Source organism: Sulfuritalea sp. (genome assembly GCF_031426875.1).
In the GTDB taxonomy this organism is placed as follows: domain Bacteria; phylum Pseudomonadota; class Gammaproteobacteria; order Burkholderiales; family Rhodocyclaceae; genus Sulfuritalea.
In genome coordinates this window covers 1-15,873 of sequence record NZ_JASJPC010000064.1, presented here as the reverse complement: position 1 = coordinate 15,873, position 15,873 = coordinate 1, and the positions used below count along the sequence as shown (strand labels likewise).

Here is a 15,873-nt window from a genome sequence, read left to right as displayed (position 1 = left end):
ACGGCGAACGATTCAGGCTCGGTGCCGGCATGCAGACCAGCGCCGAGATCCTGCTGGGCACGCGCAGCGTGGCCGAGTATCTGCTGTCGCCGGTGCAGCAGGCCTGGCACGAGGCGGCGCGTGAGCGGTGAGCGCGAGGATGGAAGAACGGTCACAGGGCCGGGAAGAAAATGATGCGGCTACGATCGGGACTTTTCCCCTGATGGGCGCGACCTACACACCCAACCACGTCGCGCTCAGCGCGCGCCTGCTGCGCAGCTTTGGCGCGCTGGCGCTGATCGCCTGGGGCGCGATCGGCGTCATGGTCGACGATCTGGTGCTGCCGGCCAAGCGCGGGGCGTTGCATCTGCACGGCCTGTCGGCCTGGATCATGGCCGTGGCGATGCTGTGCGGCGCGGCGGTGCTGGTTTCGGTCGTCATCGATCACTACGACAGGCGCAACAACGAGGCGGCCTATCGCCGCTTCGGTCTGTGGGGCGCGCGGCTGGGCTGGATGCTGGCGGGGTTGTCGTTCGGCCTGTTGCTGGCCGGCATCCGTTATCCGCAGGCTTCCGATTTCGGGCCATGGCGGGCGGTGGCTGGGGTCCTGGGCTGGATCTTCGTCGGCGCGATCGGCTTCGCAAACGAAAACGCGATCGAGCGCGCGCGCCTCGGCCCGCTCGCGGCGAGCGCCGCGAAGGCCCGGCCGGTGAGCGGCCTGGCGCTGCTGGGCGGATTCTTCGTGCTCAGCGGCGCGCTGGCGGCGCTGGCCGCGCTGCCGACGGTGTGGTGGCCGACGCTGTTCTCAGCGGCGGTGACGGCCAGCGCCGGCATCGTCATCGCCGTGATCGGCGCGTTGATGTTCGCCGCGCGCGACGTGGCTGCGGCGGCCCCGCAAGAGTTGGCGCTGGCGCTACGGCGCGAGCCGCCGCTGGTGCGCAACTGGCTGCCGGTGCGCATCGGCGTGCTGCTACTGATCGGTCTGTGGGCGGTCTGGTGGGCCCGGGGCCACCAGTCGGATCGCTGGCTGGCCGAGGACGAGACGGAGCGCCAGGCGGCGCCGGCGTGGAAATACCGCCTCGACGATTTCGCCGGCGGCATGACCATGGCGGACATCCGCCGGCGTCTGTCCGCGGCCGGCTTCCGCATGCGCTGCTATGGCGAACTCGGCCGCAACGAGCAGGTCGAGGCCAGCGACACGCAGGTCTGCTGGACGCTGGCCAACAACATCGACGGCATTCCCTCGCAGGCGATCACCTTCTTCTTCGGCGCAGAGGGCCTGCGCCATATCCGCATCGCCTTCGCGCATGAGCACTGGCCGGCCGTCAAGGCCTGGTTCGAGGCTTTCGAAGGCGTGCCGGCCGGCAAGTTCGGCAAGGATGCCGGCGGCTCCGACATCTTCGGCCGGCGCGGCGGAACGGGCTTGCTGTTGATCTCGGAATCGAAGCGTACGCCGGCGATCATGGCGCTGTGGCAGGCGCGCGGGCGCATTGCCGAGACGGCCTGCAAGAGCGGCGAATACGCTACCGAGCGCTGGGCGCTGCTGTGCCGCGACTGGCCGGCGCCGACGGCGCCCGCGTCACGCTAGCCAGCGGCGGCGCCAGAAGACGATGGAGAGCGTGGTGGCGACGATCGCCATCAGGCCGATGGCGATCAGGAAACCGGCGGGCCAGTCGAGCAGCGGCATGGTCTTGAAGTTCATGCCGAAGATGCCCGAGATCAGTGTCGCCGGCATGAAGATGATGGCGACCACGGTCAGCGCGCGGACTTCCTGATTGACGCGGTTGCTGATCGCCGACAGGTAGATGTCGAGCATGCCGGCGATCATGTCGCGATTGGCTTCGAGGGATTCGATGGCGTGCACCGTGTGGTCGTACACGTCGCGCAGGTAGGGACGGGTTTCCGGGCGGAAGAAGCGCTCGTCGGCGCGGGTCAGGCTGTTGATCACTTCGCGCAGCGGCCAGATCGAGCGGCGCAGGTTCAGGGTCTCGCGCTTCAACTGATGCACGAGTTGCAGCGCACCCGGCCGGGGCCGGTCCAGCATGATGTCTTCGAGTTCTTCGGTGCGTTCGCCGATGTTTTCGAGGATCGTGAAATAGCGGTCGACCACGGCGTCGAGCAGCGAATAGGCGAGGTAGTCGGCGCCCAGCTTGCGGATCTGGCCGCGATCCTGGCGCAGGCGCTCGCGCACCGGATCGAAGCGGCCGCTGGGCCGCTCCTGGAAAGTCAGGACGAAGTTCGCGCCGAGGATCAGGCTGACCTGGTCCGAACCGATCTGCTGGCTCTCGCTGTCGATTTCGAAGAAGCGGGCGACGATGAACAGGTAGTCGCCATAGTCGTCGACCTTGGGCCGCTGGTTGGTGTTGAGGATGTCTTCGAGAACCAGCGGGTGCAGCTTGAAGCGGCGACCGATCTCGGCCATCACCTCGGGTTCGTGCAGGCCATGCACGTTGAGCCAGAGCACCGGCAGTTTCGGCTGGTAGCTGCGGGCTTCGGCCAGCGAGGTGAATTGGTGTTCGGTCAGATCGGCCTCGCCATACTCGATCAGCGAGATGGTGGCCTGTTCGGTCTTGCGCTCGCCGAGGTGTATCAGTGCGCCCGGCGCCAAGCCCACCTTGGCGGCTGGCGAGAGGCGTTTGGTGCCGTGGGCGCGATGGCGATTGGGCTTGGAACTGGTCATGTCGGGCGATCGAAAGTCGATTGATATCGATCAAATAGACTGATGTGGAAGGCGTATCATACCGGCGGCGCGACCTCAGGGTTGGCAAAGGCACCTGAGGCAGGGACGAGAACGACAATATCAGGCGCTCGTCGAACGGGCTATCAATGAACATGCAAATGGGAGAATCATGGCGCTAACAATTGGAGTTCCCCGGGAAACGCTTGCCGGCGAAAAACGCGTGGCTACGGTACCCGAAGTCGTCGAAAAACTCATCAAGCTGGGCTTCAAGGTCGCCGTCGAATCCGGCGCCGGGGATGCGGCGAATTGCGGCGACGATACCTATCGCGCCGCCGGCGCCCAGGTCATCGAGGGCGCAGCCAACTTGTGGGCCGCGTCCGACATCGTGTTCAAGGTAGGCGTGCCGACGACGGAGGAGGTCGGCCTGTTGCGCGAAGGCGGCACCCTGATCGGCTTCGTCTGGCCGGCGCAGAACCCGGAACTGATGCAGCAACTCGCTGCCAAAAAGGCCACCGTGCTGGCCATCGACGCGCTGCCGCGCACGCTCTCCCGCGCCCAGAAGATGGACGCCCTGACCTCCCAGGCCGGCGTCGCCGGCTACCGTGCCGTGATCGAGGCGGCCAATGCCTTCGGCCGCTTCTTCAACGGCCAGATCACCGCCGCGGGCAAGGTGCCGCCGGCCAAGGTCTTCATCGCCGGCGCCGGCGTCGCCGGCCTCGCGGCGATCGGCACCGCCGCTGGCTTGGGCGCCATCGTGCGCGCCAACGACACCCGTGCCGAAGTGGCCGACCAGGTCGTGTCGCTCGGCGGCGAATTCGTCAAGGTCGATTACGAGGAGGAAGGTTCCGGCGGCGGTGGCTATGCCAAGGTCATGAGCGAGGGCTTCCAGCAGGCCCAGCGCGAGATGTACGCCAAGCAGGCGCGCGAGGTGGACATCATCATCACCACCGCGCTGATTCCCGGCAAGCCCGCACCGCGGCTGATCACCGCCGAGATGGTGCAGTCGATGCGCCCGGGCAGCGTGATCGTCGACATGGCGGCCGAGCGGGGCGGCAACTGCGAACTGACCGAGCCCGGCCAGGCAGTGGTGAAGCACGGCGTGACCATCGTCGGCTACACCGACCTGACCTCGCGCCTGTCCAAGCAGTCGTCGACGCTGTATGCGACCAACCTGTTCCGCCTCGCCGAAGAACTGTGCAAGACGCAAAGCGTAAAAGACGACGGCACCCTCGACGTCAATATGGAAGACGAGGCCATCCGCGGCCTGACCGTGATCAAGAACGGCGAAGTCACCTGGCCGCCTCCGGCGCCCAAGCCGGTCGCCGCTGCGCCAGCGAAGCCGGCGGCACCCGTGGTGCAGGCGAAGAAGGGCGGCCATGGCGCCGCCAGCGAACCGATGGCGGGCAACAAGCTGGCCATCATGTTCGGCGTCGCCGCCGCGCTGTTCTGGTTCGTCGGCGCCAATGCGCCGGGCGCCTTCCTCGCCCACTTCACCGTCTTCGTGCTGGCCTGCTTCGTCGGCTACATGGTGGTATGGAACGTGACGCCGGCCCTGCACACGCCGCTGATGAGCGTGACCAACGCGATCTCCAGCATCATCGCCATCGGCGCCCTGGTGCAGATCGCGCCGCCGCTGGCCGGCGGCCTGCCGCCCGACCAGTGGATACGCTGGCTGGCCGTGGTGGGCATCGTACTCACCTCGGTCAACATGTTCGGCGGCTTCGCCGTGACCCAGCGCATGCTGGCCATGTTCAGAAAATGAGCATGCCCCCCACCCCCTTGCCAGGCAAGGGGGTGACCACTGTTCGCTTCGCTCAATACTTTTTTGGCCGTCTCTCCTCGGGGCGGCCCTTCGGAGAAACACATGTCAGGTAATTTAGCGACCGTCTCCTACATCGGAGCAACCATTCTTTTCATCCTCAGCCTCGGCGGACTTTCAAATCCCGAGAGCTCGCGGCGCGGCAATCTGTTCGGCATGATCGGCATGACCATCGCCGTGCTGGCTACCGTGTTCGGGCCGGACGTGACGAAGGCCGGATATCCCTGGATCATCGGCGCCATGGTGGTCGGTGGCAGCATCGGCCTGTATGCGGCGAAAGTGGTCAAGATGACGCAGATGCCCGAACTCGTCGCCTTGATGCACAGCCTGGTCGGCCTCGCGGCGTGTCTGGTCGGCTATGCCAGCTACATCGACACCTCGGCCCCGCTCTCCGGCGCCGAAAAGTCGATCCACGAGATGGAAATCTACATCGGCATCCTGATCGGTGCGATCACCTTCTCCGGCTCGCTGATCGCCTTCGGCAAGCTGTCGGCCAAGATCGGCGGCTCGCCCATGCTGCTGCCGGCGCGCCACTGGATGAACCTGACCGGCCTGCTGGTGGTGATCTGGTTCGGCCGCGAGTTCATCAACGCCCACAGCATCGCCGACGGCATGACGCCGCTGATCGTGATGACCGTGATCGCGCTGCTGTTCGGCATCCACATGGTGATGGCGATCGGCGGCGCCGACATGCCGGTGGTGGTCTCGATGCTCAACAGCTACTCCGGCTGGGCCGCGGCGGCGACCGGCTTCATGCTCTCCAACGACCTCTTGATCGTGGTCGGCGCGCTGGTCGGTTCCTCCGGCGCGATCCTGTCCTACATCATGTGCCGCGCCATGAACCGCAATTTCATCAGCGTCATCGCCGGCGGCTTCGGCACCGGTGGCGGCACGGTGGCGAAGAAAGTTGGCGCTGGCGATGCGGCGCCGGTCGGCGAGGTGGTGCCGATCAGCGCCGTCGAGACGGCCGAACTGCTGAAGGAGGCCAAGAGCGTGATCATCGTTCCCGGCTACGGCATGGCGGTGGCCCAGGCGCAGCATACGGTGTATGAAATCACCAAGCACCTGCGCGAGCAGGGCGTCAACGTCCGCTTCGGCATCCACCCGGTGGCGGGGCGCATGCCCGGCCACATGAACGTGCTGCTGGCCGAAGCCAAGGTGCCCTACGACATCGTGATGGAAATGGACGAGTTGAACGACGACTTCCCGGCCACCGACGTGGCCATGGTGATCGGCGCCAACGACATCGTCAATCCGGCGGCGCAGGACGACCCGACCAGCCCGATCGCCGGCATGCCGGTGCTCGAAGTCTGGAAGGCCAAGACCTCGATCGTCATGAAGCGCTCGATGGCATCGGGCTACGCCGGGGTCGACAACCCGCTCTTCTACAAGGAAAACAACCGCATGCTGTTCGGCGATGCGAAGAAGATGCTGGACGAGGTGCTGGTCGCGCTGAAGTCCTGAGGCCCCGCGTTGCGCAATACGCCACGGTTCGCCGTGGCGTTTTTTATTCTGAAAAACTTAGTTCAGTCCGCAGATTACGCAGATTGACGCAGATGGATCAGGAGCTTGCTGGCCACGGTTGCCTTCGCGCAATCTGCGTAATCTGCGGACCAAATGTTTTTCCAGGTTTTACGCCCGCGCGGACGGCATCCGGAGTAGCCCGTCTCGCGCGGCGCAAGAGTTGATGCTGGCGGCACGGCGAAGAGGTAAGCTGTGTCGCCTCTGCCTCCCGGGCCACACATGAAACTCGATCCCGACACCTTGCAGCAGCTAGTCGCCCGCACGCTGGGGCACTACCACACGCGTGCCCAGGCGTTCTGGGAAGGCACGCGCGACCACGACGTGGCGCAGAACATCGAGGCGCTGCTGCGCCACATCCAGGCTGCGCCGCCCTACACCATCCTGGATTTCGGCTGCGGTCCGGGCCGCGACCTGCTGGCCTTCGCCCGTCGCGGGCATTGCGTGGTCGGCCTCGAAGGTGCGCCGGCGCTGGCCGAGATGGCGCGCGCCCACGCTGTCGGCGAAATCTGGCAGCAGGATTTTCTCGCCCTCGACCTGCCGCCGGCCCGCTTCGACGGCGTGTTCGCCAATGCCTCGCTGTTCCACGTGCCGATGCAGGAACTGCCGCGGGTGCTGCGCCAATTGCATGCGACGCTGAAACCGGGCGGGGTGCTGTTCAGCTCGAATCCGCGCGGCGAAAACCAGGAGAGCATCGGCGGCGAGCGCTACGGCGCCTATTACGATCTTGCGGCATGGCGCGGCTATCTGGCCGCGGCGGGCTTTGACGAACTCGAACATTACTACCGCCCGCCGGGCCTGCCCTGCGAGCAGCAGCCTTGGCTGGCCAGCGTCTGGCGCCGCGAGGAGCGGATGTGAACAGGCGCAGGGCTTGAGGCGCGGCGCGCTTCAGGCCGCCGCATGGTGGCTTGCGGCGCTGGCAATCCTGGCGGCGGCTGCGGTCTGGATCGGCGCCGACGGGGCCGGCCTTCCGCCGCTCGATCGTCGGGGCCTGGAACTCGCCGGCGACTGGCGCGGGCCAGTGCTCGACGCGGCATTCCTCGGCCTGACCCGACTCGGCTCGCTGATTGTGTTGCTGCCGCCGGTGTCGGCCGCCGCGATCCTGCTGTGGCGCCGGGGCTCGCGGGCAGGGGCGGGTTTCCTCGCGCTGGCCCTGGTCGGCGCGGCGGCTCTGGCGCATCTGGCCAAGGAGTTGTTTGCCCGCGCGCGGCCCGAGGCGGTGCCGGGCCTGAGCCCGGTGGTTTCCAGCCTTTCATTCCCCAGCGCTCATGCGCTGCAAATCACCGCCGTGGCGCTCGCCGTGTTTGTCCTGCTGGCGCGTCGCGGCTGGGGCTGGAGCGCGGCGGCCGGTTGGCTGCTGGCGCTGGTAGTGGCGCTGGTGGTGGTTGTAGTCGGTCTGTCGCGGATATACCTGCAGGTGCATTACCCCAGCGATGTCCTGGCGGGAATGCTGGTCGCCGCCTGCTGGGTGCTCGGCCTGCGCGCGGCGATGCTCGCCGCCGGCCCCGCTCGTCGGGGTTGAACGGGCAAAGAAAAAGCGGGCCGAAGCCCGCTTTTTCCTGAGAAGCTGCGATTTACTTCTTTGCGTCTTTCTTCTCGGCCTTCTTCTCGTCCTTCTTCTCGACCTTTTCAGCCTTTTCGGCCTTCTTCTCTTCCTTCTTCTCGACCTTCTTCTCGACCTTTTCGGCCTTCTTCTCTTCCTTCTTCGGCGCGTCGGCGGCGAAGGAAGCGGCGGAAACGGTGGCGAACAGGGCGGCGACGAGGATGGAAAGCAGCTTGCTCATGTAAGACTCCTTGAATGTTTTAGGCGTGACGCCGGATGGCGCACCCGCTGCATAACGCCATTGCGTGCTGGCGAGTTGACGCCTTGAGCACAAATTCTTTACTCAGGGTCATGGTTATTCCAGTCGCGCCCCGTATGGCAAACCAAGCCTATGTTGTTATGGCACAAAAAAGCGGGCCGGAGCCCGCTTTTGGCCTTGCGGCTGGTTCGGATTACTTCTTCATTTCTTTCTTTTCTTCCTTCTTCTCGGCCTTCATGTCCTTCTTTTCTTCCTTCTTCTCGGCCTTCGCATCTTTCTTGGCGGCCTTCTCGTCCTTCTTCTCCATCTTCTTGTCGTCCTTCATGGCGCCGCCATGCGAGGCAGCGAAGGAACCGGCGGAAACGGTGGCAAAAGCGGCGGCGATCAGGATGGACAGTAGCTTGCTCATGTAGACTCCTTCGATATGTTGTTGAGGTTCGTAACGGCCGGTATGGCGCGCACGAATAACCTATAACGCCCATGACATTCAGCGAGTTGACCTGTTTTCGCACTATCCGCGTGCTCGTGCTGCCGCTTGCTGTGGCGGCGCTGGCCGCGCCCGTTCTTGCTGCGCCGCGCAAACCGCTGGCCGACAGCGAGTTGCTCGAGCGCCTGCCCTTGCGCGCCGGCGACGGCAGCGCGCGCGAACTGGCGGCACTGCGCACCGGCATGCTGGCCGCGCCCGGCGTTCCGGGGCCCGCGGCCTTGTTGGCGCAGGCCTATTTCGATCTTGCCATGGCGCGTGGAGACCCACGCTATGTAGGCTATGCCGAAGCAGTGATCGCTCGCTTTGGCGAGCCCCAGGCAGCTTCCTTGCGCGTCGTGCGCGGCCTGCTGCGGCAATATCGCCACGACTTCGGCGGCGCCCTCGATGATTTTGCCGCGGCTCTGGCGCTCGATCCAGGTTTCGCCGCGGCCCATGCCTGGCGCGCCGCGATCTTCTTGGTGCAGGCCGATTATGCGGCGGCGCAACAGGAGTGCGCAACCTTGCAGGGTCTCGGCCGCGCGACGCTTTTCGGCGGCTGCAGCGGCCTGGTGCAGGCCTACGGCGGCCATCTCGATGCCGGCTACCGGACCCTGCAGCAGGCCCTGGCGACGACCGACGACCCCGGCAACCGGCTCTGGCTGCTGACCCGGCTCGGCGAAGTCGCCGCTTGGCGCGGCCAGCCGGCGCTGGCGGAAAGCCACTACCGCGCCGCCCTGGCGCTGGGCCGCGACGACGGCTACCTGCTCGCCGCCTGGGGCGACTTCCTGCTCGACCAGAACCGCCCTGCCGAAGTGCTCGTCGCGCTGGCCGGCTGGGAGTCCGCCGACAACCTGCTGCTGCGCCTGGCCGAGGCCGCGGCAGCGCTGCGGCGGCCGGAAGCGGCGCGGTTGGCGCAGGCGCTCGGCGAACGCTTCGCCGCCGCCGGCTTGCGCGGCGACACCACGCATCGCGCCGAGGAGGCGCGCTACCGCTTGCGCCTGCGCGGCGATGCCGGTGCCGCGCTGCGCCTGGCGGCCGAGAACTATCGCGTCCAGCGTGAACCGCGCGATGCCCACGTCCTGTTCGAAGCCGCGCTCGCCGCCGGCGATGCCGCCGCCGCCCAGCCGGCGAGCGACTGGCTGGCGGCCAGCGGCTTCGAGGACGCGCGGCTGCGCCGCCTCGGCCAAGAGTTGATGCTTGCCGGCCCGCGAAGCGGAATCCCCGGCAGACAGAGTCCGGAACGGCGCGCGGCAAGTCCTGGCGGAGCGGGCCGCTGATGCTGCGCCGTGCCCTGTGCCTGCTGTTGCTGCTGCTGGCGCTGCCGGCGCTGGCGCACAAGGCCAGCGACAGCTATCTGGTGCTCGACGTCCAGGGCAGGGAAGTCACGGGACAATGGGATATCGCCCTGCGCGACATCGATTTCGCCCTCGGCCTCGATGCCGACGGCGACGGCGGCATCACCTGGGGCGAAGTCCGCGCCCGCCACGCCGAGATCGCCGCCTGGGCGCTGGGCCGCCTGGCGTTGCGGCGCGGCGGCGAGTGCCGGCTGGCGGTTGCCGACCACCTGATCGACAGCCACAGCGACGGCAGCTACGCCGTGCTGCGACTGGCCGGCAGCTGTCCGTCCGCCGGCGGCGAACTGGCGCTCGACTACAGCCTGCTGTTCGAGCTCGACGCCCTGCATCGCGGCCTCCTGCGCCTGGGGCTGGACGGCAGCACGCAGACGGCGGTGCTTTCGCCGCAGCGCGCCGAGCAGCGCTTCGCGGCCGGCGAAGTATCGCGCCTGGCGCAGTTCGGTCAATACCTGGTCGAAGGCATCTGGCATATCTGGATCGGTTTCGACCACATCCTGTTCCTGCTCTCCCTGCTGCTGCCGGCGGTACTGGTGCATGAGGCGCGGCGCTGGCGCGGCGTCGCGCATTTTCGCCAGGCGCTGACCGAGGTGCTCTGGGTGGTGACCGCCTTCACCGTCGCGCATTCGATCACGCTGTCGCTCGCGGCCCTGGGCCTCGTCGCATTGCCTTCGCGTCTGGTGGAATCGGCGATCGCCGCCTCGGTGGTGCTGGCCGCGGCGAACAACCTGAAGCCGCTGGTCGAGCGCCGGCGCTGGATGGTGGCTTTCGGCTTCGGCCTGATCCACGGTTTCGGTTTTGCCAGCGTGCTGGTGGAACTCGGGCTGCCGCGGGAGACGCTGGTGCTGTCCCTGCTCGGTTTCAACCTGGGTGTGGAAACCGGTCAACTGGCCATCGTCACGGCTTTCCTGCCGCTGACCTATGCGCTGCGCGGCACCGGCTTCTATCGCCGCGTGGTGTTCGTTGGCGGTTCGCTGGCAACCCTGGCGATCGCCCTGCTGTGGTTCGTCGAGCGCGCCTTCGACCTGAAGTTGATCAGCGGCTGATCAGCGCCTGAGCGGAATTATCTACTTCAGTTTCTTGCAGGGCTTGGCTTGAATCATGTCGCTGATCTCCGGGCCGTTCGGCATGGTGCGCCGACTTTCGATCGCACAACTGTCGCCCTGGATCGTGATACCCGTCACCATGAAGCTGTCCGCGACGCTGCCGGAATCTTCGTACTGAATCTGGATGATGTCGCCCTTGTTTATCACGCCGGGAATCCGCGCCGATATGTTGGTCATTTTCGGCTTGATCATGGCTTCGGAGGCTCGCCGAAGTTCACCCGAGCCATTGGTACTGACCGATTCGACGGTTTCCTGCGCGCTGGCCGCGGTCGTCAGGGCCAGGCACAAGGCAAGAACTGGCAGCGATCTATTCATGATGTGCGTTTCCTTACGCGGTAATCAACTCATTTCAGCATGGCACGCCTCACGATGCCAAGCAAGTCTATTCATGGGCAAAAACCGGATCAGGAGGCGCGCTGTTCGTGCTCGGCCCACAGGGCTTTCGCGAAAGCCTTCCATGCTGCGCCACCATGGGTAATCAGATCCTGATTGGCGCTTTCCTTCATTACCGTCAGCATAAGTTGCGCCAGACCGAAGAGCTCGATGCGGGCGCGGGTCTGCGGATTGCTGGAAGAGCACTCGGGGTGCTCCGGATCGAGGTGACATTCGATCGCCTCGCGCGCCAGTGCGCTCACTTGCGCCGCATCGTTCCAGTCGATACCCAGAACCACTCCTTTGCGTTCGATCTCGTGTTCGATTTGCTGGGCTTCACGGGAATAGTTTTCGAAGCCGCTCATGAAGTGACCTTTCTGGCGCGCGTTGCGGGCTTTGCCTTGGCTTTCGGTGCGGACGCCAGCCGCGCCGCGAGAAAGCGCTCCAGATAGCGCCCGGTATGGCTGCCCTTGACCTTCGCCACGTCTTCCGGCGTGCCTGTGGCGATGATGCGGCCGCCGCCGTCGCCGCCTTCGGGGCCGAGATCGACGACCCAGTCGGCGGTCTTGATCACGTCCAGATTATGCTCGATGACGACCACCGTGTTGCCGTGGTCGCGCAGGCGATGCAGCACCGAGAGCAGCATTTCGATGTCCTGGAAATGCAGGCCGGTGGTCGGCTCGTCGAGGATGTAGAGGGTGCGGCCGGTGTCGCGCTTGGACAGTTCCAGCGCCAGCTTGACGCGCTGCGCCTCGCCGCCCGACAGCGTGGTGGCGGACTGGCCGAGCTGGATGTAGGAGAGGCCGACATCGACCAGCGTCTGCAGCTTGCGTGCGACGACCGGCACCGGATCGAAGAATTCGCGTGCCTGCTCCACCGTCATCTGCAGCACTTCGTGAATCGTCTTGCCCTTGTAGCGCACTTCCAGCGTTTCGCGGTTGTAGCGCTTGCCGTGGCAGACGTCGCAGGGGACGAAGATGTCGGGCAGGAAATGCATTTCCACCTTGATCATGCCGTCGCCCTGGCAGGCCTCGCAGCGCCCGCCCTTGACGTTGAAACTGAAGCGCCCTGGGCTGTAGCCGCGCTCGCGCGATTGCGGCACGCCGGCAAACAGCTCGCGGATCGGCGTCAGCAGGCCGGTGTAGGTGGCCGGGTTGGAGCGCGGCGTGCGGCCGATCGGCGACTGGTCGACGTTGATCACCTTGTCGAAGAATTCGAGACCTTCGATCTCGCGATGCGGCGCCGGCTCGACCGCCGAGCCGTAGAGGTGGCGCGCGGCAACGGCATACAGCGTGTCGTTGATCAGCGTGCTTTTGCCCGAGCCGGAAACGCCGGTGATGCAGGTGAAGAGACCGACCGGAATCTGCAGGTCAACCTGCTTCAGGTTGTTGCCGCTGGCAGCGCGGATCCTGAGTTCGCGCAGCGCATTGGGCGGCGTGCGCCGGGCCGGGATCGCGATCTCGCGCCGGCCGGAGAGGTAGGCGCCGGTCATCGATGAGCTGTTGGCCGCCACCTGGGCCGGCGTGCCTTCGGCCACCACATGGCCGCCGTGCTCGCCGGCGCCGGGGCCCATGTCCACGACATAGTCGGCCGACTCGATGGCTTCGAGGTCGTGCTCGACCACGATCACCGTATTGCCCAGGTCGCGCAGGCGCGTCAGGGTTTCCAGCAGGCGCGCGTTGTCGCGCTGGTGCAGGCCGATGCTCGGTTCGTCGAGCACGTACATCACGCCGGTCAAACCCGAGCCGATCTGCGAGGCCAGGCGGATGCGCTGCGCTTCGCCGCCGGAGAGCGTCTCGGCCGAGCGGTCGAGCGAGAGATAGTCGAGGCCGACGTTGATCAGGAAGGACAGCCGCGCGGTGATTTCCTTGAGAATTTTTTCTCCGACCTGCGCCTTATGCCCGGTCAGTTGCAGCAGATTGAAGAAGTCGCGGCAATTGATCAGCGAGAGGCGGCTGAGGTCGGAAATGTTCATGCGGCCGTCGGGCCGCCCCAAGGCCGCATGCGCCACCCCGTGGGGGGCAGCGAGCTGATTCTGCGAGCGTGGGGGGCCATTCTGTCCGCCGATGAAGACATGGCGCGCCTCGCGCCTCAGGCGCATGCCGCCGCATTCGGGGCAGGGCTTGTTGTTCAGGTATTTCGCGAGTTCCTCGCGCACCGCCATCGAGTCGGTTTCGCGGTAGCGGCGTTCGAGGCTGGGGATGATGCCCTCGAAGGCGTGGCTGCGCTCGAAGCGCGTGCCCTTCTCGTTGAGATACTTGAACCGGATCTGCTCCTTGCCCGAGCCGTAGAGCACGATGTCGGTGGTCGCTACGGGCAGCTTTTCGAAGGGCATATTGGTGTCGATGCCGTAATGCGCGGCGAGCGATTCCAGCATCTGGAAATAGAACTGGTTGCGCCGGTCCCAGCCCTTGATGGCGCCGGCGGCCAGCGAGAGGTGCGGATAGGCGACCACGCGCGCCGGATCGAAGAACTGGATCTGGCCGAGGCCGTCGCACTTCTGGCAGGCGCCCATCGGATTGTTGAAGGAGAACAGGCGCGGCTCCAGTTCCTGCAGTGCGTAGCTGCACACCGGGCAGGCGAATTTCGAGGAGAACAGGTGCTCCCGTAGTGACAAATTCGCGCTGTCCATTTCCACCGCCAGGGCGCGGCCCTCGGCATGCATCAGCGCCGTTTCGAAACTCTCCGCCAGACGCTGGCGCGCGTCGGGGCGCACCTTGAGGCGATCGACGACGATGTCGATGGTGTGCTTGTGCGTCTTGGCCAGTTTCGGCAGGGCGTCGATGTCATGCACCGTGCCATCCACGCGCAGGCGCACGAAGCCCTGGGCGCGCAGTTCGGCGAACAGGTCGAGCTGTTCGCCCTTGCGGTTGGCGACCACCGGGGCGAGGATCATCAGCTTGGTGTCCTCGGGCAAGGCCAGCACGTGATCGACCATTTGCGAGACGCTATTGGCTTCCAGCGGCAGGTCGTGGTCGGGGCAGTGCGGCGTGCCGGCGCGGGCGTAGAGCAGGCGCAGATAGTCGTGGATTTCGGTGACGGTGCCGACGGTCGAGCGCGGGTTGTGGCTGGTCGCCTTCTGCTCGATGGAAATCGCCGGCGAGAGACCCTCGATCAGGTCCACATCGGGCTTTTCCATGAGCTGCAGGAACTGCCGGGCGTAGGCCGAGAGCGACTCAACATAGCGCCGCTGGCCCTCGGCATACAGCGTGTCGAAGGCCAGCGAGGACTTGCCCGAGCCGGACAGGCCGGTGATCACCGTCAGGCGGTTCCTCGGCAGGTCGAGGTTAATGTTCTTGAGGTTGTGCGTTCGCGCGCCGCGAATCTTGATGAATTCCATGGTGCAGGTCGAGGTTGGAGCAACCGAAGACTATACCCCGGCGCGGAGTCGATAGCCAACGCGCCCCCGACCCTGCCGCGGCAAGGGTCGCCGTGTCGCCAGCGCCAACTCTCGACGACCGCCGGATCGGCGGATTCCGACTCGGAATCGCGAAACTATCGTGAGCGCCGGAGGTCGAGCATTCCTCGAAGCTGCAATTCTGCTTGGTGCTTGGAGATTTAACGTAGCTGCCGCTGAATTTGCTGCCCGTTGGTGCGCAGCAACACGGATGGCGGGCATCCCGCCCTTGGGCTAGCTCGCTGCGCCGGCTGGCCCCGTGGGACCAGCCGGCCATCAGACTTGGGGTCTAGCTCTCGCAGCTGATGCCGAGCAGTTCGCATTCTTCAAGGCCGCCGCCGTCATCGCCGCCGCCACCCTCACCGCCATCGTCGCTGTCGCAACTCCAGTGATTGCGATGGCCGGATGCGGCGTTGCCCGGGGGGGCAAGATGGCCCTGGCCCTTGCACCAGCCGGTGTGCTTGCCGTTGTCGCGGGCACCGAAGTCGAAGCCGCCGTTGTCGTAAACCGAGGAGGGATTGATGCCGCTCGTGGCGGCGACCGAAGACGGGCTCGCGGCGTAGGCCGCCGGGGCAAGGGCGAGCAGTCCTGCCAACAACATGCTGATTCTTTTCATTTGCGCTTCCTTTCGCGATTGCTGCGATTTGCCGGTCTGCTTCAATTTCGTTCAGTTTAGGGCACGATAGTCTGCAATTCAAGGAAATATTCCCTGTACAAGAGTTGGCGTTGGCGGTACGGCACGGGAGCCTCGAACCGGCCCGCGTCAGGCCGCGGCTATCGGTAGATTTCGACCTTGCAGGGCTGTCCGGCCAAGGCTGCCGTCTTGGCACCGAAATTCTCCATCTTCTGGTCGAAGCGCGCGTGGGCGACATAGGCGCAGTTGTTGCCGAAGAAGGTTTTCGCCGCACCCTGCATCAGTTCCTGCGCCGATTTCTTGTCGCAGATGTCGTTCTCGATGCAGACCTGCAAGGCATCGAAGAAATCGAACATGATGTCGGTATGGGCGACAAAATCTGCGTCGCCTTTGATTGCGGCCACCAGGATTGCCTTCCACTGTTTGCGCAGCGCGACGGCTTCTTCCCGCGTGGCGGGTGTGGGCAGTTGCGCCAGTTTCGGCTCCAGAGACTCCCACTTTTTCAGAACTCCTGTGCGTGCGGCAAAGATCGGCTCGGTGGAAAACCGCTCATAGAACACCAGCGTCTTTTCGACCCGCACTTCTTTCAAGTGCCCGAAGTACTGGATCAGCGTAAATACAGCCGCGGCCGCTGCAGCCAGCATCTTTATGCCATGCTCGTTACGACGAAGCCAGTCTTCCATGGTCGCTCCTAGGGCGTGTTCTCAATCAAGCCAACCAGACGATGGTACATGCCAGATGAACG

General features: G+C 65.5%; 15 protein-coding genes. 7 read left to right on the top strand and 8 right to left on the bottom strand.

All coding sequences use genetic code 11. The annotated features are described in order from the left end of the window. The first annotated feature begins 139 nt into the window (after nt 1–139). Complete coding sequence (locus RMO95_RS22065; RefSeq protein WP_310452847.1) at nt 140–1,567, top strand: hypothetical protein; 1,428 nt, start codon at nt 140–142, stop codon at nt 1,565–1,567. Here the strand turns inward: RMO95_RS22065 and corA are convergent. Then, nucleotides 1,559–2,659 (bottom strand): magnesium/cobalt transporter CorA, encoded by a 1,101-nt coding sequence (gene corA, locus RMO95_RS22060; protein WP_310452846.1) that lies wholly within the window; start codon nt 2,657–2,659, stop codon nt 1,559–1,561. The two genes, RMO95_RS22065 and corA, sit on opposite strands and share 9 nt — an antisense overlap. A gap of 169 nt (nt 2,660–2,828) precedes the next feature. Between corA and RMO95_RS22055 the strand changes: the two genes are divergently transcribed. From RMO95_RS22055 to RMO95_RS22040, 4 genes are all read left to right on the top strand, one after another. Beyond that, nucleotides 2,829–4,421, top strand: a complete 1,593-nt coding sequence (locus RMO95_RS22055) for a Re/Si-specific NAD(P)(+) transhydrogenase subunit alpha (protein ID WP_310452845.1) — start codon at nt 2,829–2,831, stop codon at nt 4,419–4,421. A gap of 102 nt (nt 4,422–4,523) precedes the next feature. After that, nucleotides 4,524–5,942 carry a Re/Si-specific NAD(P)(+) transhydrogenase subunit beta gene (gene pntB, locus RMO95_RS22050; protein WP_310452844.1) on the top strand — a complete coding sequence of 473 codons (1,419 nt, stop codon included), beginning with the start codon at nt 4,524–4,526 and terminating at the stop codon, nt 5,940–5,942. A 279-nt stretch (nt 5,943–6,221) separates the two neighbouring features. Next, nucleotides 6,222–6,857 carry a class I SAM-dependent methyltransferase gene (locus RMO95_RS22045; protein WP_310452843.1) on the top strand — a complete coding sequence of 212 codons (636 nt, stop codon included), beginning with the start codon at nt 6,222–6,224 and terminating at the stop codon, nt 6,855–6,857. Between the two features lie 13 nt (nt 6,858–6,870). Next, nucleotides 6,871–7,521, top strand: a complete 651-nt coding sequence (locus RMO95_RS22040) for a phosphatase PAP2 family protein (protein WP_310452842.1) — start codon at nt 6,871–6,873, stop codon at nt 7,519–7,521. A 52-nt stretch (nt 7,522–7,573) separates the two neighbouring features. Here RMO95_RS22040 and RMO95_RS22035 read toward each other — a convergent pair whose 3' ends face one another. Continuing rightward, nucleotides 7,574–7,783: a hypothetical protein gene (locus RMO95_RS22035; protein ID WP_310452841.1), complete on the bottom strand. Its 210-nt coding sequence runs from the start codon at nt 7,781–7,783 to the stop codon at nt 7,574–7,576. A gap of 211 nt (nt 7,784–7,994) precedes the next feature. Further along, nucleotides 7,995–8,210, bottom strand: coding sequence for a hypothetical protein (locus RMO95_RS22030; protein WP_310452840.1), 216 nt, complete (start codon nt 8,208–8,210; stop codon nt 7,995–7,997). A 71-nt stretch (nt 8,211–8,281) separates the two neighbouring features. Here RMO95_RS22030 and RMO95_RS22025 point away from each other — a divergent pair, with 71 nt between their 5' ends. After that, nucleotides 8,282–9,544, top strand: coding sequence for a hypothetical protein (locus RMO95_RS22025; RefSeq protein WP_310452839.1), 1,263 nt, complete (start codon nt 8,282–8,284; stop codon nt 9,542–9,544). Beyond that, the gene (locus RMO95_RS22020) at nt 9,544–10,665 is read left to right on the top strand and encodes a HupE/UreJ family protein (protein ID WP_310452838.1); all 1,122 of its coding nucleotides are present in this window, start codon (nt 9,544–9,546) and stop codon (nt 10,663–10,665) included. The genes RMO95_RS22025 and RMO95_RS22020 overlap by 1 nt, the downstream gene beginning before the upstream one ends. Before the next feature lie 21 nt (nt 10,666–10,686). On the opposite strand, the gene RMO95_RS22015 is transcribed toward RMO95_RS22020, so the two are convergent. From RMO95_RS22015 to RMO95_RS21995, 5 genes are all read right to left on the bottom strand, one after another. Then, nucleotides 10,687–11,040: a hypothetical protein gene (locus RMO95_RS22015; protein ID WP_310452837.1), complete on the bottom strand. Its 354-nt coding sequence runs from the start codon at nt 11,038–11,040 to the stop codon at nt 10,687–10,689. 89 nt (nt 11,041–11,129) lie between these two features. Beyond that, nucleotides 11,130–11,462 carry a hypothetical protein gene (locus RMO95_RS22010; protein ID WP_310452836.1) on the bottom strand — a complete coding sequence of 111 codons (333 nt, stop codon included), beginning with the start codon at nt 11,460–11,462 and terminating at the stop codon, nt 11,130–11,132. Next, a complete protein-coding gene (gene uvrA, locus RMO95_RS22005) occupies nt 11,459–14,437 on the bottom strand; it encodes an excinuclease ABC subunit UvrA (RefSeq protein WP_310452835.1) in 2,979 nt (992 codons plus the stop codon). Before uvrA ends, RMO95_RS22010 begins: the two co-directional genes overlap by 4 nt. Before the next feature lie 346 nt (nt 14,438–14,783). Next, entirely contained in the window at nt 14,784–15,110 is a 327-nt protein-coding gene (locus RMO95_RS22000; RefSeq protein ID WP_310452834.1) for a hypothetical protein, read from the bottom strand. 158 nt (nt 15,111–15,268) lie between these two features. Continuing rightward, the gene (locus RMO95_RS21995; protein ID WP_310452833.1) at nt 15,269–15,811 is read right to left on the bottom strand and encodes a hypothetical protein; all 543 of its coding nucleotides are present in this window, start codon (nt 15,809–15,811) and stop codon (nt 15,269–15,271) included. Nucleotides 15,812–15,873 lie beyond the last annotated feature (62 nt).